General features: G+C 50.6%; 22 protein-coding genes and 1 riboswitch. Of the genes, 13 read left to right on the top strand and 9 right to left on the bottom strand.

What is annotated here, in order from left to right; all coding sequences use genetic code 11:
- Window positions 1-45 precede the first annotated feature (45 nt).
- The 6 genes from katG to FH755_RS10215 form a co-directional block, all read right to left on the bottom strand.
- Window positions 46-2,223 carry a catalase/peroxidase HPI gene (katG, locus tag FH755_RS10240; protein WP_292441023.1) on the bottom strand — a complete coding sequence of 726 codons (2,178 nt, stop codon included), beginning with the start codon at window positions 2,221-2,223 and terminating at the stop codon, window positions 46-48.
- A 280-nt stretch (window positions 2,224-2,503) separates the two neighbouring features.
- Window positions 2,504-3,946, bottom strand: coding sequence for a sulfate adenylyltransferase subunit CysN (gene cysN, locus FH755_RS10235; protein WP_292441022.1), 1,443 nt, complete (start codon window positions 3,944-3,946; stop codon window positions 2,504-2,506).
- Window positions 3,947-4,849, bottom strand: coding sequence for a sulfate adenylyltransferase subunit CysD (cysD, locus tag FH755_RS10230; protein ID WP_292441021.1), 903 nt, complete (start codon window positions 4,847-4,849; stop codon window positions 3,947-3,949).
- Window positions 4,850-4,861: 12 nt separating this feature from the next.
- The gene (locus FH755_RS10225) at window positions 4,862-5,560 is read right to left on the bottom strand and encodes a phosphoadenylyl-sulfate reductase (protein ID WP_292441020.1); all 699 of its coding nucleotides are present in this window, start codon (window positions 5,558-5,560) and stop codon (window positions 4,862-4,864) included.
- On the bottom strand, window positions 5,557-5,790 hold the full coding sequence (locus FH755_RS10220; RefSeq protein ID WP_292441019.1) for a sulfurtransferase TusA family protein: 234 nt from the start codon (window positions 5,788-5,790) through the stop codon (window positions 5,557-5,559). The genes FH755_RS10225 and FH755_RS10220 overlap by 4 nt, the downstream gene beginning before the upstream one ends.
- Entirely contained in the window at window positions 5,778-6,578 is an 801-nt protein-coding gene (locus tag FH755_RS10215) for a sulfite exporter TauE/SafE family protein (protein ID WP_292441018.1), read from the bottom strand. Before FH755_RS10215 ends, FH755_RS10220 begins: the two co-directional genes overlap by 13 nt.
- Before the next feature lie 106 nt (window positions 6,579-6,684).
- Between FH755_RS10215 and cysB the strand changes: the two genes are divergently transcribed.
- The 7 genes from cysB (at window position 6,685) to hxpB (ending at window position 12,598) form a co-directional block, all read left to right on the top strand.
- Window positions 6,685-7,605: an HTH-type transcriptional regulator CysB gene (cysB, locus tag FH755_RS10210; protein WP_292441017.1), complete on the top strand. Its 921-nt coding sequence runs from the start codon at window positions 6,685-6,687 to the stop codon at window positions 7,603-7,605.
- 95 nt (window positions 7,606-7,700) lie between these two features.
- A complete protein-coding gene (locus tag FH755_RS10205) occupies window positions 7,701-8,270 on the top strand; it encodes an SRPBCC family protein (RefSeq protein WP_292441016.1) in 570 nt (189 codons plus the stop codon).
- A gap of 92 nt (window positions 8,271-8,362) precedes the next feature.
- Window positions 8,363-8,677: a hypothetical protein gene (locus tag FH755_RS10200; RefSeq protein ID WP_292441015.1), complete on the top strand. Its 315-nt coding sequence runs from the start codon at window positions 8,363-8,365 to the stop codon at window positions 8,675-8,677.
- Between the two features lie 79 nt (window positions 8,678-8,756).
- Window positions 8,757-8,860: riboswitch (TPP riboswitch) on the top strand.
- Between the two features lie 63 nt (window positions 8,861-8,923).
- Window positions 8,924-10,984, top strand: coding sequence for a TonB-dependent receptor (locus FH755_RS10195; RefSeq protein WP_292441014.1), 2,061 nt, complete (start codon window positions 8,924-8,926; stop codon window positions 10,982-10,984).
- Between the two features lie 51 nt (window positions 10,985-11,035).
- A complete protein-coding gene (locus tag FH755_RS10190) occupies window positions 11,036-11,293 on the top strand; it encodes a YkoF family thiamine/hydroxymethylpyrimidine-binding protein (protein ID WP_292441013.1) in 258 nt (85 codons plus the stop codon).
- A gap of 6 nt (window positions 11,294-11,299) precedes the next feature.
- The gene (pnuC, locus tag FH755_RS10185; RefSeq protein WP_292441012.1) at window positions 11,300-11,911 is read left to right on the top strand and encodes a nicotinamide riboside transporter PnuC; all 612 of its coding nucleotides are present in this window, start codon (window positions 11,300-11,302) and stop codon (window positions 11,909-11,911) included.
- A 24-nt stretch (window positions 11,912-11,935) separates the two neighbouring features.
- Window positions 11,936-12,598 carry a hexitol phosphatase HxpB gene (gene hxpB, locus FH755_RS10180; protein ID WP_292441011.1) on the top strand — a complete coding sequence of 221 codons (663 nt, stop codon included), beginning with the start codon at window positions 11,936-11,938 and terminating at the stop codon, window positions 12,596-12,598.
- A gap of 8 nt (window positions 12,599-12,606) precedes the next feature.
- Here hxpB and FH755_RS10175 read toward each other — a convergent pair whose 3' ends face one another.
- The 3 genes from FH755_RS10175 to mtnA are packed head-to-tail and all read right to left on the bottom strand — an operon-like array spanning window position 12,607 to window position 15,253.
- On the bottom strand, window positions 12,607-13,533 hold the full coding sequence (locus tag FH755_RS10175) for a hypothetical protein (RefSeq protein ID WP_292441010.1): 927 nt from the start codon (window positions 13,531-13,533) through the stop codon (window positions 12,607-12,609).
- Window positions 13,527-14,201 carry an SDR family oxidoreductase gene (locus tag FH755_RS10170; RefSeq protein ID WP_292441009.1) on the bottom strand — a complete coding sequence of 225 codons (675 nt, stop codon included), beginning with the start codon at window positions 14,199-14,201 and terminating at the stop codon, window positions 13,527-13,529. Before FH755_RS10170 ends, FH755_RS10175 begins: the two co-directional genes overlap by 7 nt.
- Window positions 14,198-15,253 carry an S-methyl-5-thioribose-1-phosphate isomerase gene (mtnA, locus tag FH755_RS10165; protein ID WP_292441008.1) on the bottom strand — a complete coding sequence of 352 codons (1,056 nt, stop codon included), beginning with the start codon at window positions 15,251-15,253 and terminating at the stop codon, window positions 14,198-14,200. The genes FH755_RS10170 and mtnA overlap by 4 nt, the downstream gene beginning before the upstream one ends.
- 103 nt (window positions 15,254-15,356) lie before the next feature.
- Here mtnA and FH755_RS10160 point away from each other — a divergent pair, with 103 nt between their 5' ends.
- From FH755_RS10160 to FH755_RS10135, 6 genes are all read left to right on the top strand, one after another.
- Complete coding sequence (locus tag FH755_RS10160) at window positions 15,357-16,676, top strand: TRZ/ATZ family hydrolase (RefSeq protein WP_292441007.1); 1,320 nt, start codon at window positions 15,357-15,359, stop codon at window positions 16,674-16,676.
- Window positions 16,676-17,383 (top strand): bifunctional 2-polyprenyl-6-hydroxyphenol methylase/3-demethylubiquinol 3-O-methyltransferase UbiG, encoded by a 708-nt coding sequence (ubiG, locus tag FH755_RS10155; RefSeq protein WP_292441006.1) that lies wholly within the window; start codon window positions 16,676-16,678, stop codon window positions 17,381-17,383. The genes FH755_RS10160 and ubiG overlap by 1 nt, the downstream gene beginning before the upstream one ends.
- Window position 17,384: 1 nt before the next feature.
- Window positions 17,385-18,038 carry an HAD-IA family hydrolase gene (locus FH755_RS10150; protein WP_292441005.1) on the top strand — a complete coding sequence of 218 codons (654 nt, stop codon included), beginning with the start codon at window positions 17,385-17,387 and terminating at the stop codon, window positions 18,036-18,038.
- Window positions 18,029-19,300 carry a DNA recombination protein RmuC gene (gene rmuC, locus FH755_RS10145; protein ID WP_292441004.1) on the top strand — a complete coding sequence of 424 codons (1,272 nt, stop codon included), beginning with the start codon at window positions 18,029-18,031 and terminating at the stop codon, window positions 19,298-19,300. The genes FH755_RS10150 and rmuC overlap by 10 nt, the downstream gene beginning before the upstream one ends.
- Window positions 19,293-20,195 (top strand): squalene synthase HpnC, encoded by a 903-nt coding sequence (gene hpnC, locus FH755_RS10140; protein WP_292441003.1) that lies wholly within the window; start codon window positions 19,293-19,295, stop codon window positions 20,193-20,195. The genes rmuC and hpnC overlap by 8 nt, the downstream gene beginning before the upstream one ends.
- A 125-nt stretch (window positions 20,196-20,320) precedes the next feature.
- Window positions 20,321-20,704: a cupin domain-containing protein gene (locus FH755_RS10135; protein WP_292441002.1), complete on the top strand. Its 384-nt coding sequence runs from the start codon at window positions 20,321-20,323 to the stop codon at window positions 20,702-20,704.
- The last annotated feature ends 189 nt before the right edge of the window (window positions 20,705-20,893 follow it).

Below are 20,893 nucleotides of genomic sequence, written 5' to 3'. Positions count from 1 at the left end.
TCCTGTCAGGCGACGCTATGCCATCACCGGAGGGCATGCTCGTGACTATACCGCCAGATCAAATCGGTCAGCATTCATCACTTTGCTCCAGGCCTTGACGAAGTCTTTGACAAACTTCTCACCGGCATCATCCTGAGCATAGACCTCAGCATATGAACGCAGAATAGAATTCGACCCAAATACCAGGTCAAACCGGGTTGCCGTCCATTTCAGTGCATCAGTTTTGCGGTCACGAATCTCATACAGATTGTCTCCCGCCGGTTTCCAGCTATAGGCCATGTCGGTCAGGTTAACGAAAAAGTCATTGCTCAGCTGTCCTTCCCGCTCTGTGAACACACCATGTTTGGTGCCGCCAAAGTTGGTTCCCAGCACACGCATGCCCCCAACGAGCACCGTCATTTCCGGTGCAGTCAGGCCCAGTAACTGGGCACGATCCAGCATCAGTTCTTCAGGTTTCACCACATAAGTCTGTTTCTGCCAGTTACGGAAACCATCAGCGACCGGCTCCAAAGGCTCGAATGACTCTACATCGGTCATCGCCTGGCTGGCATCACCGCGGCCTTTGTAGAATGGCACCAGCACGTCATAACCAGCCGCTTTAGCAGCCTGTTCAATGCCAACGCCACCGGCTAAGACAATGATGTCAGCAATGCTGGCACCGGTCTCAGCTGAGAGGGTTTTATAAGTCTCCAGCACTTTGGTCAGACGAACCGGTTCATTACCTTCCCAGTCTTTCTGAGGTGCCAGGCGGATGTGCGCACCATTCGCACCACCACGCATGTCTGAGCCGCGGAAAGTCCGGGCACTGTCCCAGGCCGTGCTCACCATTTCGGCGATTTTCAGCTTGCTTTCAGTGATTTTCTTTTTCACTGTCTCAACACAGTAATCGGTATTGCCGGCAGGAACCGGATCCTGCCAGATCAAATCTTCATCCGGCACATCCGGACCGATGTAGCGGGTTTTGGGTCCCAGATCACGATGAGTCAGTTTGAACCAGGCGCGGGCAAATGTATCCCTGAAATATTCAGGGTCAGCCATAAACTTCTCGCAAATCTGGCGATAAGTCGGGTCCATTTTCATCGCCATATCGGCATCGGTCATGATGGGGTTGTGGCGAACCAGCGGATCATCGGTATCCACCGGTTTATCATCTTCCTTGATATCTACCGGTTCCCACTGCCAGGCACCGGCAGGGCTTTTCCTCGATTCCCACTCGTGGCCGAACAACATGTCAAAGTAGCCCATATCGAATACGGTGGGCTGAGTCGTCCAGGCACCCTCCAGACCTGAAGTAACAGATTTGCTGGATTTACCCTGCTGATTCGGGTTTTTCCAGCCAAAGCCCTGCTCCTCGAGATCAGCGGCTTCAGGCGCCGGACCACAAGCCTCAGCATCACCATTGCCATGACATTTACCGACAGTATGGCCACCTGCGGTCAGGGCGACTGTTTCCTCGTCATTCATTGCCATGCGTTTGAATGTGACTCGGACCTGTTCAGCGGTTTTAAGCGGATCAGGATTGCCATTAACGCCTTCCGGGTTAACGTAAATCAAGCCCATTTGTACTGCCGCCAAGGGATTTTCCATGGTGTCAGGCTTATCGACATTGCCATAGCGTTCATCTGAGGGTGCCAGCCATTCTTTTTCGGCACCCCAGTAAATGTCTTTCTCCGGATGCCAGACATCTTCACGACCGAATGAAAAGCCATAGGCAGGCAGCCCCATCGATTCATAAGCCACCGTACCAGCAAGGATGATCAAATCAGCCCAGGAAATCTTGTTACCGTATTTCTTTTTGATGGGCCACAGCAAACGCCGCGCTTTATCGAGGTTGCCGTTATCAGGCCAGGAATTCAAAGGGGCGAAACGCTGGCTACCGGTGCCGCCGCCACCGCGACCATCAGCAATACGGTAAGTACCGGCAGCATGCCAGGCCAGACGAATCATCAGGCCACCGTAATGACCCCAGTCCGCTGGCCACCAGGACTGACTTTCGGTCATCAGGGCATGCATGTCTCTCTTCAGTTGATCAAAATCCAACCTGCGGACTTGATCACGATAGTTAAAGTCCTCATCCATCGGATTTGTTTTGCGATCATGCTGATGAAGAATGTCGAGATTCAGTGACTCAGGCCACCAGTCGGTAACTGATTTACCAGACTCCGTCATCGCCCCATGCATCACCGGACATTTACCGGTGGGTTGCTCGGATTCTTTACCCATTATTGTTCTCCTCTGTTTGAATCAGCGCTGACTGTCAGGTGCTGTGTTTGTTGCATAACGATTATGAAGTTAACACAAGCCGTGAATCGTATTGATGCTTAATTTAACTCATATTAATCGCTTAAACCGATTGATACGTAGCTGACGCTGAAAAAAGGTTTTCAGCCAGTAAATCATCAAAAGATGAAATTCAGGTGAATAAGAGAAGCTGGTGATTGAGGAGGGATATGTTTGAGGGGAAATACTCGCCAGCCTGCTAACCAGGCTGGCGAGGCGCCGTTTATTTAAGCAGTTGACTCAGGTCTTTGGCATCCCAGTGAGGGAAGTGCTTACGAATCAAGGCATTCAGTTCCAGTTCAAATGCAGAAAACTCACCTGCTGGTACAGTCTGGTGGCTGCCGGAGACAGCGTCGGTAATCATACCGGCACCAATCGTGACATTGCTCAGGCGGTCAATAATGATGAAAGAACCGGTAATCCGATTGCGTTTATAGGTATCAAACACGACTGGCTTGTTCAGTGAAAACTCACACAAACCGATTTCATTCAGCTTGAGCTCCGTGGCGCTGCTTTCCTGCAAAGTATTCACATCGACCTGATGATCGATGCTGGTCAGCGAACCGGTGCTTTCATTGACGCCGACCTTGATGCTGTATTGTTTGCCGGCAGTTAACGGTTGTTCAGTCATCCACACCACCATCGCCTTGAACTGGCTCGAGACATGTGGTTGATGATGATTGCTATGCACAATCATGTCGCCACGGCTGACATCGATCTCATTTTCCAGGGTGACAGTAATCGCTTCGCCGGGGACAGCGTGATCGAGGTCGCCCTCATAAGTGACCAGCGCCTTGATTTTGCTTTCCTTACCGGAAGGCAGCACGGTAATGGCGTCGCCCGGCTTGAGAATGCCGGAAGCCAGGGTGCCGCAGTACCCACGGAAATTCAGATTGGGGCGATTCACATATTGCACCGGAAAACGGGCATCTTCAAAGTTCGGATCGTCAGCAATATCAACATGCTCAAGAATGTTCATCAGCGTCTCGCCCTCGTACCAGGGCATATTCTCGCTCTTGTTGACGACATTATCGCCCACCAGCGCCGACAACGGCACGAAGTGGATATCTTCGATTTCCAGCTCACGGGCGAACTCGCTGTAATCCTTACGGATATTATCGAAGACTTCCTGACTGTAATCCATCAGATCCATTTTATTAATGGCGACCACAATATGTTTGATACCCAGCAGCGAAGCAATAAAACTGTGACGACGGGTCTGGGTCTGCACGCCGTGACGGGCATCAATCAGGATCACCGCCAGCTGACAGGTGGAAGCGCCGGTTGCCATATTACGGGTGTACTGCTCATGGCCCGGTGTATCTGCAATGATGAATTTGCGCTTGGTGGTCGAGAAATAACGATAGGCGACATCAATAGTAATGCCCTGCTCGCGCTCGGCCTGCAGGCCATCCACCAGCAAGGCCAAATCGACCTGATCCCCGGTGGTGCCGGACTTGGCACTGTCCCGGGTCACTGCTTCCAGCTGATCTTCGTAGATCATCTTGGAGTCATGCAGCAGACGGCCAATCAGTGTGCTTTTACCGTCATCGACATTACCGCAGGTCAGAAAGCGCAACAGTTCTTTGTTTTCATGCTGCTTCAGATAGGCTTCGATATCAGTCGCAATCAAGCTGTCTGTTTGGTATGAACTATCAGTAGTCATCTAGAAGTAGCCCTCTTGTTTTTTCTTCTCCATCGATCCGGCCTGGTCATGGTCAATGGCACGGCCCTGACGTTCCGAGGTCGTGGTTAATAACATTTCCTGAATGATTTCCGGCAAGGTGTCGGCGTCGGATTTAACCGCACCTGTCAGCGGATAGCAACCCAGCGTTCTGAAGCGGACTTTTTCCATTCTGACTTCTTCACCTTCGGGAATACGCATACGATCATCATCCACCATGATGGTGAGACCGTTGTAGTTCACAACCGGACGCTCTGCCGCGTAATAGAGCGGAACAATCGGGATCTGTTCCAGATAGATGTACTGCCAGATATCCAGCTCGGTCCAGTTGGACAGCGGGAAAACGCGGATGCTTTCGCCCTTGTTAACCTTGCTGTTATAGATATTCCACAGTTCAGGACGCTGCGCTTTCGGATCCCAGCGGTGATTTTTATCACGGAAGGAATACACCCGTTCTTTTGCACGGGACTTTTCTTCATCACGGCGAGCACCACCAAAAGCCGCATCAAAACCGTATTTGCTCAGCGCCTGTTTGAGCGCATCGGTTTTCATGATATCGGTGTAGCGTGGATGGTCAAAAGGATTGATACCGGCTTCCTTACCTTCCTGGTTGGTATGCACAATCAGCTCCAGGCCATGCTTTTTGGCCATATTGTCGCGGAACTTGATCATGTCCTTGAACTTCCAGGTGGTATCGATATGCATCAACGGAAATGGCAGCTTGCCAGGGGCAAACGCTTTCATCGCCAGGTGCAGCATCACGGCCGAGTCTTTACCGATGGAATAGAGCATCACCGGATTTTCAAACTCGGCAGCCACTTCACGAATGATGTGGATGCTTTCCGCCTCCAGTTGTTTCAGATGGGTTAGTTTTTTTTCAGTCATTATCGTTCTCTGTTATTTCGATTTGACGTGTAAGCCACATTCTTTCGTTTCGGGGTTTTCCCACCACCAGCGTCCAGCCCGGATATCTTCACCGGCAGTAATCGCCCGGGTACAGGGGGCACAGCCGATGCTGGCGTAACCTTCGTCATGCAACTTGTTATAAGGCACATCAAAGGCGCGGATATAAGCCCAGACATTGCCATTTGACCAGTCGGTCAGCGGGCTGAATTTCTGCAGGCCATGGTCTTCATCCCACTCTGACACCGGCAGTTCGGCACGCGTCACAGACTGCGAGCGACGCATACCGGTGAGCCAGGCTTTTTTATCAGTCAGGGCCCGCTTGAGTGGCTGAACTTTACGGATACCGCAGCATTGTTTACGCATGTCGACACTGTCATAAAAGGCATTGGGGCCGTTGCTGGTGACAAAAGCCTCAATCTGAGCGGCATCCGGGAAATAAACCTGAACGTCTTTGTTGTAATGCGTCTTCACCGCCTGCATCAGCTCATAGGTTTCCCTGGGCAGGCGACCGGTATCCAGCGTGAATATCTCAATACCCGGTGCATGCTTACAGATCAGATCCATCAGCACCATATCCTCGGCGCCAAAACTGGTCGCCAGCACGGCAGGGCTGTAGTCCTGTTCGATTTCTTTCAGTACCTCGATCGCGGCCTCAATTTTGGCAGCGAGGGCAGGTTTGATATCAGTCATCGTTTTCTTCTCACACGAATGGTTGTGGTCAGTACCGCTTCGGATACAACCTCACATTGCTGGCCATCCTGGCGCAAACTTCTTAATACTTCAGTGACAGCATCACCAGTATTGACCAACAGCTCGATATCCTCCCCGAGCCTGGTTTTGCTGATAGCCTCGCGGGCCTTGATGTAATGCATGGGGCAGCCATACAGGGTCAAATCTATTGGACCGTTCAGAACAGACATTTTATGCCTACCAGGACCAAAATAACGGCCAGCAACGGACGCATAAGCTGATCCGAGATTCGCACACCAAGATGGCTGCCAATCACAATGCCGGGCAAGGAGCCAGCCAGCAAATATAATAACAACGACCAGTCCACCGTGCCCACGGCCGAGTGGCCAAGCCCGGCAACAAAGGTCAATGGCACCGCATGGGCAATATCGGTCGCTACAATCTCCACCCCTTTCATTCTGGGGTAGAGAAACAGCAGAATCACCGCGCCCAGCGCACCGGCGCCGACCGATGAAATTGTCACCATGATGCCAAGACCGGCACCGGTTGCCACGGTGAACATGGCTTTGTGACCTTCATCCTGCCTCAGTTTGTACAAGGCATTAACCACGGGATGCCCTTCCTGGGCTCTGAGCAGACGCCCAATCCAGCCCTTTAAAAGCAAGGCGCTGGACGTCAGAATCAGGGCGATACCCAGTGCCTTGGTAATGATCTCGCTGTGTTCACCTTCATGCATGCCGGTCAGATTCATCATCCACAGCGTCAGTAAAGTCGCCGGGATACTGCCGACTGCCAGCTTCCAGACAACTTTCCATTGAACGACGCCATGCCGCCAGTAAGCCCAAATCCCACCTGACTTGGTGATCGCGGCGAATAACAGGTCGGTGCCGACGGCAATAGCAGGTTGGATCGAAAAGCCGAAGATCAGAATTGGGGTCATGAGCGAACCACCGCCCACGCCGGTCATGCCGACCATAATGCCGACAAACAAACCTGCCAGTATAAAACCCCATTCCATAAAGGTTTTCGCCTTGTATTCTTCAAAGAGCTGACAAGTTTACCAAAGCGTAATATTCTATCAATGAATATTATCTACTATCGTTATAACTAAAAGATATAAAGCCATGAAGATACAACAACTCAAATACGTACGTGAGATTGCACGGCGAGGGATGAGTATCTCCGCCGCAGCCAATGCTTTGCACGCTTCCCAGCCGGGAGTCAGCAATCAGGTTCAGCAGCTGGAAGAAGAACTGGGGCTGCAAATTTTCGAACGCCACGGCAAGCGGTTGACAGGTCTCACCGCCGTGGGCAAGTCGGTCATCGATATGGCGGAGCGGGTACTGCAGGACGTCGATAATATCCGTCAGCTGGCCGCGGATTGTCGTAGCGATCAAACCGGTACGTTGTCGATTGGCACCACCCATACCCAGGCCCGCTATGCATTACCGTCGGCAATCAAACAGTTTTCCGGTCGTTATCCCCAAGTGCATCTGAATATGGTGCAGGGCACCCCACCGGAAGTGGCGGAAATGGCGGCGACCGGTCGGGTCGATATCGCCATAGCCACCGAGGGTCTGGCCCAGTTTGAACAACTGGCCATATTGCCCTGTTATCAATGGAATCGCTGTGTGGTAGTGCCACCGGGTCATCCCCTGCTGGAGATAAGCAAACTCAGCCTGGAAGCAATCGCTGAGTATCCGATTCTGACTTATGTAATGGGCTTTACCGGTCGCGCCCAGCAGGATCAGTCGTTTATCGAGAAAGGCCTCCACCCGAATGTGGTCTTTACCGCGACTGATGCCGACGTGATTAAGACCTATGTTGAGTTGGAGCTGGGCATCGGCATTATTGCCAACATGGCCTTTGATCCCATCAAGGATGCGCCTCTTCAGGCTATTGATGCCAGCCATCTTTTCAGACCCAGTACTACCCACCTCGGCATCCGTAAAGGCAGCTACCTGCGCGGCTATATGTATGCTTTTATCGAGTATTTCGCTTCACACCTGGATCGGGAAGCAGTGATCAAGGCGATCGAGATATAGGACTAATTCACATTGTGGGTCGGGCAAAAAGCTGCTAATTTTCCGGGCTGCTGCTCGCAGCAATAAATACAATAATCGAAATATTAGGACTAATCATGAAGCAATTAATCAAAGGCCTGCTGCTCAGTCTGGCCCTTTTGCCGGCACTGGCATTATCACACGGTGCCCCTCGCATTACCGTGGAAGAAAGTATTGTCATCAATGCGGATCCGTCCACTGTCTGGAATGCAATCAAAAACTTCGATAATGCGCACAGCTGGATCCCGGTTGTGACAGCCACCGAAGCCAATGGCGGCAATGAAAAAGGGGCCACCCGTACCCTGACACTGGAAAACGGGGCGACTATCTCTGAAGAACTGAACAAGTTTGACGAAGAGAAGATGACCTATATGTACGAAATCACCGATATCAGCACAGCGGGTGAAGTCGATGACCACGGTGAAATGCATGAAGTCCCTGCTTTCCCGGTTAGCAAATACAAATCCTGGGTCACAGTTCAAGCGGTTGATGGCGGCAGTAAAGTCAGCTGGAAAGGTAAATTCTTCCGTGCTTATCACGGTAACCATCACCCACCTGAAAAACTGGGCGATGATGCTGCGAAAAATGCCGTTACCGGTCTTTACACCAGCACGCTGGAAAGCCTGAAAGCCAGCCTGGAAAAATAAGCGCAGTCAACGTTCATGATGAAGGCACCTCCGGGTGCCTTTTTCTGTTCGCAGGCCTATAATAGTTTTGTGTTCACTGCCCACAGATCTATATGAATAACAGCCTGCATAGTATCCATCAACTTATCAGTGAGATCGCAACCAAACTTTCCGAGGACGATCAACACTTACTGACGGCCCTGCAACACGAAATCGATAAAGTGATGCTTCACGGGTCGGAAGAGAACACACATCCTTCGACGCCGCATCCAGACAAAGCCAGTGGTTGTTATCGGTTCGGTGACGATCCGGATTATTACTGTCCGCATTGCTTTGATAACCTGCAACAGAAAATTTCTACCCAAAGACTTAATAAACAACTACGTGTCTGTCCACAATGCCGTTCGAGTCTGAGACCACTTCAATAGCCGTTGCAGGCTAGTAAAAGCCAGACCAATCCAATAAAATGGGTACATCCATAGGGATATGCTTTCATTGAAATAACGGACTATTGCCTCGGGGTGGCCCTGCGCCTGAGATATCTCGCAAGAGAGAACCCGATGAACCTGATCCAGATAATACTGGCGTAGGGACAGGCTGATTCACGACTTTCTTCCTGACATGGTCGGTCTCCGTTTTGCTGTCTTCTACGCTTTATTCCATTGAGGATAGCTATGAAACGTTCCACACTTGCCCTGGCCTGTGCCAGCGCCCTTTTTTCTGTTCCTTCATGGGCAGAGGTTACCCCTGCCGATCTGCCGTCCATGATAGTCAGCGCTGATTTTCGTCCCAATGAAGCCCAGGAAACACCGGTCAGTCTCACTACGATTGATAATGAAGTCATCGAGTCACGTGGTGCTCAGCATCTCGAAGATGTGCTGAACCTGGCACCCAACGTCAATGTTTCCAGCGGTGCGGCCCGTGGTCAGTATTTTCAAATCCGGGGTATTGGAGAACGCAGCCAGTTTTCCGCCCCCATCAATCCCTCGGTCGGCTTGCTGATTGATGGCATTGATTTCAGCCGCACCGGTGGGGCTGCCACCTTGTTTGACATTGAGTCTGTTGAAATTCTGCGCGGTCCTCAGGGCACTAAATTCGGCACCAATGCCCTGGCCGGGGTGATCAACATGAAAAGTACCGAGCCGACCAATGAGCTGGATATGCATTTTGAAACGGGTATTGCTGAATACAACACCCATAATGTCGGCGTAGCTGTTGGTGGCCCACTGGTCAAAGATAATTTGTTGGGGCGATTTTCAGTCTACAGCCATCAATCTGATGGCTATATGGATAATGAGTTCCTTGGGAAAGATGATGTTCAGAACCACGATGAAATTACCGCCCGTGGTCACCTGAAATGGCTGGTAAACCAGGATCTCACTGTCGATCTGAACCTGCTGCATCTGGATATTGATAATGGCTACGATGCATTTACGCTGGATAACAGTCGTGACAGCTTGTCCGATATGCCCGGTGAGGACAGCCAAAATACAGACGCAATTGCGCTTAAAACAGATTACCGGGCCAGCAGCGCACTTCAGCTTCAGTCTAGCGTGACTTATATGCAATCGGATCTGACCTACAGCTATGACGCAGATTGGACATATCCAGGATTCCACCCTGATGCTTACGCAGCGACTGAAGAGTTCAACCGCGAGCGTGAAAATTATTCTGTCGAATTGAAAGCGCTCTCCAATGAAGATGGCCGGATTTTCAATGACACCACCGAGTGGGCCCTCGGTGTTTACTTCCTCTCACAGGATGAAGAACTGGATTTGAACTCGGATTTCGGCAATCTGGATAATGATTACGAAACCAGAAACGCTGCCCTGTTCGGCCAGTTGGATACCCATCTGACTGATAAGCTGACCTTGATTACCGGGTTACGGGTCGAACATTTTGAAGCCGATTATGAAGACTCCAATGCCTTGGATATTGATACCAGTGAGCGTTTGTTCGGTGGCAAGTTGGGTCTCAACTATCAAATCAATGACGATCACATGACCTATACCTCCCTCTCGCGTGGTTATAAATCTGGTGGTGTAAATAACAATGATGCCTTACCAGATAGTAAACGCGAATTCGACACCGAGTACATGTGGAGCCTGGAAGCTGGTTTGAAATCACGCTGGCTGGATGGCGACTTGATTACCAACATCGCTGCTTTTTATTCACTGCGCCGCGATGCTCAGGTTAAAAGTTCTGTGTTTGTCGGTGGTGGCGAATTTGAAGACTCTATCGCAAATGCGGCCAGAGGCAAAAACTACGGCCTGGAAGCCGATTTTGACTGGCTGATGAGTCAGGACTTCCGTCTGTTTGGTGCGGTAGGACTGCTGCGCGCTGTGTTCGATGAATATGAAAACCCGGACATCACCAGCAATGATATTGAAGGTCGTCGTCAGGCCCATGCCCCGAACTATCAATTCACACTCGGTGGCGAATATTATCTGACACCGAATCTGACTCTGCGCGCCAATATGGAAGGCAAGGATGACTTTTATTTTTCCAATAGTCACAACTCAAAGTCAGGTTCATATGTCATCTATAACGCCAGCCTGGCTTATCAGAAAGACAACTGGAAAGTCACTTTATGGGGTCGTAACCTGTTTGATAAGGATTACTACACCCGTGGCTTTTTCTTCGGTAATGATCCGAGGATAGGTTACGCCAACCGCACATACAAACAATTCGGCGATCCCCGCGTAGTTGGCCTGACGGTCAGTTACGATTATTAATTCACAGCTTGAGGGCTCATCTGGGCCCTCCTTTTTTAATAAGGAGTTGTTATGCGTGTTTCTGTAGATATCAGCCTTTATCCGCTGACAGAACAATATGCCGAACCGATTCTGGCCTTTATCGACAAACTGGAGAATAATCCCAAACTCAATATTTCCCGCAATAATCTGAGTACCCAGATTTTTGGTGAATACCGTGATGTGATGGACGCCATGGACAGCGAAATTGAGGCCGTCTTCAGCCAGCTTCCACACAGCGTTTTTGTACTGAAGATGATCGGCACTGATCGTTATCAGGTTGAAGACTAAACAAGCATGTGGGATGCCATGTTACAGGGCCTGATGGCCTTATCAGGCTGGGAGGTGTTTGCTGCACTGCTGGGCGTCGGCTATATCGTCTTCGCCGCCCGCGAATCCCAGTGGTGCTGGCCAATGGCCTTTATCAGCACCCTGATTTACACCCTACTGTTCTGGGAAGGCCAGTTGCCGATGCAGGCCCTGCTCAACTTTTACTATATGGGGATGGCGATCTACGGCTACCTGCTGTGGCGTCAGCATAAAAAAAGTGAAAACGATATCGCCATTCACAGCTGGCCTTTGTCCTATCACCTTGCCTTCCTGATTACCGGCAGCCTGCTGACCTGGCTGATAGGGCACTATCTGGACAGTATTGAGGCTTCTCAGAATCCTTACCTGGATGCCGGTGTCACGGTTTTTTCGGTACTCAATACCTGGTTGATGGCGCGTAAAGTCCTGCAGAACTGGCTTTACTGGATTATTATCGACGCCGCCGCCGTGATGCTGTATCTGGAAACCGGTTTTTATGCCACGGTGGCTCTGTTCTCGCTTTACACGGTGCTGGCAACAGTCGGCTTTATCAACTGGATCAGACTTTATCGCCAGCGACATACACCTTCATTTGGTTAAGTCCATCAGGGTTATTTCTAGCGTATGAAAGCTGTAATTTTTGATATGGATGGGTTGCTAATTGACAGCGAACCCATGTGGAAATCCGCCGAGAGACATGTGTTTTCCTCATTGGGTGTTGAGGTCAGTGACGAGCTGTCCTCTCTAACAGCCGTAATGACCACCCGTGAGGTAACAGAGTTCTGGTTCCATCATTTTCCATGGCAAAACCGTGACCTAAACCTGGTGGAACAAGATGTCATCGACATGGTAGGGTCACTTATCAAAGCGCATGGCGTTGCCAAAAAAGGTGTTTTGCAGACTCTGGAATTATTTCGGCAACATCATTGTAAGATCGGCCTTGCCACGAATGCCCCTCAAACTCTAATCCCCTTAGTGCTTGGAAAACTGGGTATAAGCGAATATTTCGATTGCACGGTCTCATCATCGGAGGTGAAAAATGGTAAGCCTCACCCTGATGTTTACCTGGCAGCATTAGCCAAACTTAATGTCACTGCTGTTGATGCGCTTGCCTTTGAAGACTCGATTTCAGGTCTCAAAGCGGCCACCGCCGCTAAGATCAGAACAATTGTGGTCCCTGGTGTTGAACAGTTGCAAAGTAAACACTTTCACAAAGCCAAATATAAACTGGCAAATCTCGGAGAGTTTAACACCGAGCTTCTCTCTGAGTTATGTCATGTGCAATGAGGATGACTTTATCTAAATCTAACTTGAGCCTGCATCCATTTATCAATATCCGTTTCTCCGAGTGCATTCATCAAGAACAGCAATAGCCGGTAACTCAGTCTGCTTTTACTAAGGTCCGGCATAGGCAGATACTGGTTGTAAATCTCACAAAACAGCGCCGCCTGCCTGTTATCAAGCTGATACTCCAGTAACACCAGCTCCAGTTCTCTCGGTCCTGCTACAAATGCATCGATATCTACCAGCGCACTGATGCGATCAGACTCGAACAGGTACTGATCCCAGCGGTTATCGAGCATGATGGGTGTAAAAGTCGCCGGTTCAAGTTGTTCCAGCTGTGCCAGAGCCTGAACAAGCCAGTCTTGGTTGATATTGCTGATGACAGCCTGATCCAGTAACGTTTGCTGCAATGCTTCAGACCAGCGTTTCGCTTCCCGTTGCGGTTGACTGAGGTCTCCCCAATAGGGGTATTCAAGCTGATGCAATTGAGCAATATGCGTGGCGAACTGTGTAATTATCGTCTCATTGAGGTGTAATGCCTCCAGCATGTTCCCATCAACAAAGCGGGTCAGTATATAGGCTGGAAATAGCTCTGAGGTCCCAGCCCAGCTGACTAATTCAGGTAAGGGAATACGGCCATGCTGCTCGATTGTGCTCTGAATGGCATCAATATTGGCCAGATCCCTTGGAAGATAACGGCCGAATAAGTTTTCTATGATTTGCCAGCAGCCGGATTTATCCTGCATTCGCTGCTGGCAGATTTTCAGCATCATTGGCCCGTCGCTGGTCTCACAGCGCCAGAGTTGATGGGTACTGTCTTCAAACATAGCTGGCAGGCGCTCAGCTTCATGAAGTGTCGGCAACGCTGATCGGGATGAAAACAGTTGAATGGGATGGGCAGCTTCCCTGCTGCCGGGACTAATCTGCTCTTCTACCAAGGTAGTCGTTCGCCATTGGTGTGCCAGAAACCACCGCTGCTATCGAGATTGAGTTCTTCCATGCGTTTTATCAGGCCCGATGCGGATTCATCCGGATCAATCAGGCCGCCATGACCGGTCATATCGGTACGTACCCAGCCAGGATGCAGAATAGCGACAGCGATACCCTTTGGTTTGAGGTCGATAGATAAAGATTTACCGGCTGCATTAACCGCGGCTTTTGACATCCGGTAGGCATAGCTACCGCCGGAATCATTATCACCGATCGAGCCCATGCGGCTGGTTATAATCCCGACTTTGCTGCCTTCATGCAGGTTTGGCAGTAAAGCCTGAGTCACCAGCAAAGGCCCGAGGCTATTGACCCGGTACATTCTGATGAAACTCTCCACCGCAGCGTCATCAATATCGCCAAGACCAATTCCTCCGGCAATACCGGCATTATTAATCAGCCAGTCGATGTTCCGCCCTTTGAGTTTATCGGCCAGTCTGGCGAGGCTTGCCGGTGCGCTGACCTCGACATCCTCAATGATTTCCACATTAAGGTCTTTGAGTTCTTTTGAGGCGTGACGACAGGTAGCGATCACATGCATACCTTTAGCTGAGAGTTGCCGGCATAACTCCAGGCCGATTCCGCGATTGGTACCGGTAATAAGCACAGTTTCAGTCATGATTTCTCCTCTCTAAGCGTTAACATTTTCTCGGTTGTTGGCGACAGGATAACACCCGCCTCAGTGACGATGGCATCAATCAAGTCGGCCGGTGTCACATCAAATGCCGGGTTTATGGCAATGACATTAGCAGGCGCAATGGGTTCACGGTTAATGTGGGTCACTTCTTCACCCTGTCGCTGCTCAATAGGAATCCCACTGCCATCAGGCATGTCCCAGTCAATCGTTGCAGTCGGTGCCACCACCATCATTCTGACTTTATGATAGCGGGCCAGCACGGCCAGCGAGTATGTGCCAATCTTGTTGGCGGTATCACCATTGGCTGCGATTCGGTCAGCACCGACAATCACCCAGTCCAGTTTCCCGGAAGCCATTAACAGTGCTGCCGCAGAATCAGCCTGTAAGGTCATGGGAATATTGTCCTGCAGCAGTTCCCAGGCGGTCAGCCGGCTGCCCTGCAACCAGGGACGGGTTTCATCCACATAGACATGCTGGATTTTGCCGTCTGCAACCCCCTGCCGTATCACGCCAAGTGCTGTGCCAAAACCGGCAGTGGCCAAAGCGCCGGCATTACAATGCGTAAGCACGATACTATTCGCTTCCAACAGGCTGGCACCGTATTTACCCATCCGGCGGTTGGCCGCGACATCCAGCTCATGTATTTTGATGGCTTCTGCAAGCAGTGCTGTTTCGGGTGACTCGCCATCAGACAGATCCCGATAAAACTGGCGCATATGTTCAATCGCCCAACACAGGTTCACGGCGGTAGGTCTCGCATTTTCCAGCCTGGCAAGCGGTGCTGTCATAGCCTGCTTCCAGGTGACGCCGGCAGTGTGCCAGGCCTGACGACCAGCCAGAACCACGCCGTAAGCGGCTGCAACGCCGATGGCGGGTGCCCCGCGCACGACCATCATAGTTATTGCTTCCGCCACCAGGTCGGGATGGTCATAATCGAGCCACTCCTGTCTGTGGGGTAATTGTCGTTGATCCAACAGAAACAGGCGTCCATCCCGCCATTGTATGGGTGCAATTGTGCTTGCTGTGGTGCTCAAAAATTACCTCCTTATCACTATCCGGCGACTCCGCGGCTGTAGTGAATATAAAATAGGCTCGTAAGGTAGGTTTTTACCCTATGTCGACGGTATAATCGGCTGCATGCAAACCGTCGATTTGATTATCAATGCCCGCTGGCTGGTCCCTGTCAATGCCTCTAAGCAAGTGCTGGAAAACCAGGCCGTTATCATCAAGGATAGTCGTATTGTAGCGCTTCTCCCCATGGATGAAGCAAAACAGCAATATACTGCCGCCACAGTGCATGACATGGATCAGCATTGTCTGATTCCCGGTCTCATCAATAATCACGCTCATAGCGCGATGAGCCTGTTCCGGGGTCTGGCCGATGATCTACCGCTGATGACCTGGCTCAATGATCATATCTGGCCGGCGGAAGGTCGATTTGTTGGTGACAGCTTTGTTGAAGCCGGTACAGCACTGGCAGTTGCCGAAATGCTGCGTGGCGGTACCACCTGCGTCAATGATATGTATTTCTTCCCGGAAGCCACGGCCCGCGTCATTGATAAAAGTGGTATGCGGGCAAGCCTGGGTATGCTGGTCATCGAGTTCCCCACCAACTGGGCAGCCAATATCGATGAATATCTGCATAAAGGCCAGCAATTACATGATCACTATCGACATCATCCACGCATCAGCACAAGCTATGCCCCCCATGCGCCCTATACCGTGGCGGACAAAACCTTCGAATCGATACTTATCAATGCAGAAGAGATGGACTTGCCGATTCATATGCACATCCATGAGACTGCAGCTGAAGTCTCAGCCAGTGTAGAGGAATTCGGCATGCGGCCACTGGAGCGTTTGCGTGAAATCGGCTTATTGTCACCCAGGCTCATCGCGGTGCATATGACACAACTGAATGACCGGGAAATGGACTGGTGCAGCGAAGCGGGTGTTCACATCGCTCACTGTCCTGAGTCTAATCTGAAACTCGCCAGTGGCTTTTGCCCTGTGGCGGCGCTCGACCAGCGCGGCGTCAATATCTCCATCGGTACGGATGGGGCAGCTTCCAATAACGATCTGGATATGTTCGGTGAAATGCGCCAGGCTGCGCTGCTGGCCAAGGCAGTAGCCAAAGATCCCAGCAGTATTCCAGCTCATAAGGCACTGGAAATGGCCACGATTAATGCTGCCAAATCGCTGGCAATGGATGACAAAATCGGCTCAATCGAAGTTGGCAAATTTGCAGATCTGGTTGCGGTGGACATGGCCGCAATCGAAACCCAGCCATTATATGATGTGGTCTCACAACTGGTTTATGCCACTGGCCGTGATAAAGTGACAGATGTCTGGGTCGCCGGTAAAAATTTACTGAAAGACCGGCAGTTAATTACGCTGGACGAAACTAAAGTCATACGTGATGCCCGTCAATGGGCCGACACAATCAAACAGGCTGATTAATGAGCGAACACCATCACAACGTCGATCCTAACGAAGTTGCCAAGTTTGAAGCCCTGGCCAGCAGCTGGTGGGATCTGGAAGGCCAGTCCAAACCTTTACATGAAATTAACCCCCTGCGGCTCGGTTATATCGCAGAACGCAGCAAACTGAATGAGGCCAATGTCATCGATGTCGGCTGCGGTGGCGGTATTCTCTCTGAAGCGCTTGCTAAAAGCGGTGCTAATGTGACCGGCATTGATATGGGCGATATGCCGCTGGATATTGCCAAATTACATGCGATGGAAAGCGGCCTCCAGATTCATTATGAGCAATCCACTGCTGAAGCCATGGCCAGTAAGCACGCGCAGGTGTTTGATGTCGTCACATGCCTGGAAATGCTGGAACATGTGCCGGATCCGACAGCCATCATCAAAGCCTGTGCTGAACTGGTCAAGCCCGGAGGCGATGTCTTTTTTTCCACCCTGAACCGTCACCCCAAAGCTTACCTGCTGGCCATTGTCGGTGCTGAATACGTGATGAATATGCTGCCCAGGGGAACGCACGACTACAAACGCTTCATCCGACCGGCAGAACTGTCGGGCTGGTGCCGCCAGGCAGGCCTGCAAGTCAAGGATATCAGTGGTATGAGCTATAATCCTCTCAGCCGAGAATTCAGTCTGAGCAAGGACGTTAAGGTGAACTATCTGGTTCACTGTCGTAAAATCTAATATGTCGCAATTTGATGTTTTTTTCTTCGACCTGGATGGCACCCTGGTCGATACTGCACCTGATCTGGCCTATGCCCTGAACCAGGTTTTGGAACAGGAAGGACGCGCACCGCTTGCCTATGAATCGATTCGTGCAGTAGCCAGCCACGGCAGCGCCGGCTTGCTTGGATTGGCATTTGGTATCACTGCCGATAACCCTGAGTTTGATGTCTTACAAAAACGATTCGTGCAAATCTATCACAACAACCTGACTCGGGAGTCCAGGCTCTTTGAAGGTATGCAGAGGGTCATCGATAAGCTAGATGAAATCGGGAAAAAATGGGGAGTAATTACTAACAAACCGACTTTCCTGACCGAGCCGTTAATGGCCGGCCTTAACCTCAAGCAACGTGCCGCCTGTATCGTTAGCGGCGATACCACCGAACAAAGCAAGCCTCACCCCGCGCCGATGCTGCATGCTTGTAAACTGATCAATATGCAGCCTGCTCAATGTGTCTATATCGGTGATGCCGAACGTGATATCGTCGCTGGCCGCGATGCCGATATGCATACCATTGTGGCCTGTTATGGTTATCTTAGTGATGACGACCGGCCTGAAAACTGGCAGGCTGATGCCATGATCAATCAACCGGAAGAACTGCTGCAATGGCTTTAAGCGCTACTCCCATGCTCATGGTGTTAATACTCACTGCGGCGTTAGCCGGGGCTTTAATTGTGTATCTGTTGCGAGAAAAAGTCATTCGGCGGCTGGAAAAAGAAAACACTGAGTTGTCACTTAACCTTGAGCTGGAAAAAAAGCAGCAGAAACAACTGGATGAAATTCTACAACAGACACAGGCACAACTTGCTAACACCTTTAACCAATTATCTAATGAAGCATTGAGCCGCAATAACAATAGTTTTCTGAAACTGGCGGAAGAGAATCTGAAGCGGTTTCAGAGTGAGGCCAAGGCCGATTTGAGCAGCAAGGAAAAAGCCATTGAACAACTGGTTAAGCCCATCAGCGAGGCTTTGCAGCAAACGACCAAACAGATTCACGATATAGAAAAGGAGCGGAAGGAAAGCTATGGCAGCCTCCGCACCACAATCGATCAAATGACCAAAAGCCAGCAGCAGCTTCAGCTGGAAACTCAGAATCTGGTTCAGGCATTACGCCGCCCCGAAGTACGTGGTCAATGGGGCGAAATGACTTTGCGCCGCCTTGCCGAGCTGAGTGGCATGGTGGCGCATTGTGATTTTTTTGAGCAAACCCATACTGCTACTGAAAACGGCAGTATTCGCCCTGACATGATTGTTAAGCTTCCTGAAAAACGGGATATCATTGTCGATGCCAAAACACCGCTGGATGCTTATCTATCGGCCATCCAGGCTAAGGATGACAGTGAACGTCAGCGTGAACTCAAACGTCATGCTCAGGTTATCCGCAGCCGGGTTCGTGAACTGGCCCGTAAAAACTACTGGGCGGAATACAGTAACTCGCCAGAATTCGTCGTGCTTTTTATTCCAGGCGAACAATTTCTATCCGCCGCTCTGGAAGTGGATCCAGCGCTGCTTGAGGATAGCATGAGTCAAAATATAATTCTGGCGACACCTACCAACTTCATTGCCCTGCTCCGTGCCGTTTCCTATGGCTGGAAACAACAGGCGCTGGCCGAGAATGCCGAGAATATTCGTGAGCTCGGTGAAATGCTTTACAAACGGCTTTCCACATTCGGCAATCACCTGAGCAAACTGGGTAACAGCCTCGGGAGTAGCGTCAACCATTTCAATAGTGCTGTAGGTTCTCTGGAACGTCAGGTATTGCCCGGTGCCCGTAAGTTCACTGAAATGGGTATCAGCAGTAAAAATGAAATCACCGATTTACCGCCCGTTGAGCAGCAGCCTCGACAGGTTCAGCAAACAGGTGACGATGACTAGGCCCAGTCTGGAACAGGCATACGCTTATTGTCAGCAACTGACCCGTTCCCATTATGAAAACTTTCCGGTAGCTTCGTTTCTGTTGCCAAAACGGCTAAGACGTCCCATCAGTGTGATCTACGCTTTTGCCAGAACCGCTGACGACTTTGCCGATGAAGGCAATCTCAGCCGGGCTGAACGATTACACCGGCTCGAGGGTTTCAGTAAGGCACTAGGACAAATCGAAGAGCACCACTATCAGGGCAAAGACCCGATCTTTATCGCATTAGAAGATGTGATTAGCCAGCACAGGCTTCCGGTTAGGCTGTTTCATGATCTCTTAACCGCATTCAAACAGGATGTCGTGAAGTCGCGTTACGCGGATTTTTCTGAAGTTCTGGATTACTGCCGCTACTCAGCCGATCCGGTAGGCCGCTTATTGCTGCACCTGACTATTTCACCGAGTGAACGCCAACTTCAGCAATCAGATGCTGTCTGCACTTCATTACAGCTGATTAATTTCTATCAGGACATCGTTCAGGATTACCGGGAACAGGATAGGATCTACCTCCCTCAGGATGAACTTTCAGCAGCCGGCTTCAAAGAGGCTGACCTTGTTGCCAATAACTCAGAGTCGATTGCAGTTGTTATCCGCAGCCTGTACCGACGCACTGCAAAACTCATGCAGCAGGGCTACCTTCTCGGTGCCAGATTACGCGGCAGGATGGGGTGGGAAGTCAGAGCAATGACATTAGGCGGCATTACCACCCTTCACCAGCTTCTTCAGCAAACAGACAGTAATTTGTTAAGCCGGCCGAGACTGAGTAAGACACGAATGCTGATGATACTGGCCCGTTCAGCCAGTCCTCAAGTCTATCGCAGGCACTGTGAGAGACTTGTGAGCTCAATGTTCTGAATCCGGTCATGTTGTCTGCTACCTCTTTAGTAGCACCCTGCTGTACTCATTAAGATCAATTGTCACAAATCAACATCCCTGAGAAAGTCACTGTTCCAATATTTTGTTCGTGTTAAGGAGCGGAGATGAAAACAGTATCTTTCGGCAATATCGCCAAACCCAATGTTGACCCGATTACAACTGATCTTGATGGCTGGGTGCCAACCGAAGGTCAACCGACCATGAAGACTTGGCTGGAACATGTACCTGAAGACGGTAAATTTCTCACTGGGTTCTGGGAAGCCACACCCGGCACTTATCAAGTAACCTACAACGCGGATGAGATGGTGCATATGTTTGAAGGCAAAGCGACGCTGACTGATGCCGATGGCAAATCAGTCACCTATCAGGGCGGTGACAGCTTTTTAGTAGAGGCTGGCTTTAAAGGCACCTGGAAGACTGAAGAAACTGTCCGTAAGATCTTTGCTATCCGGATGCCTGAGGGAGTTTCTGCACCGTTTTCAGCTTAGGGTTTAAGCAATCCGTGCCCATATGTCATAAGCATCAAACTCAGGCCAACCTCAATGAGGATGGCCTATCTTTATGTCTCTTGAGCTACTTTGATGAGGTGCATCCATGCACCTCACCCTTCGGGCGCCTGACGGCGTCCAAATCTGTTCCAGACAGATTTGTCACATGGGGCTTTCCCGATTCAAGAT

It is taken from the genome of Methylophaga sp. (assembly GCF_009711715.1).
Lineage (GTDB): Bacteria > Pseudomonadota > Gammaproteobacteria > Nitrosococcales > Methylophagaceae > Methylophaga.
The sequence above is the reverse complement of the archived record's forward strand: the minus strand, read 5'-3'. Positions and strand labels throughout refer to the sequence as shown.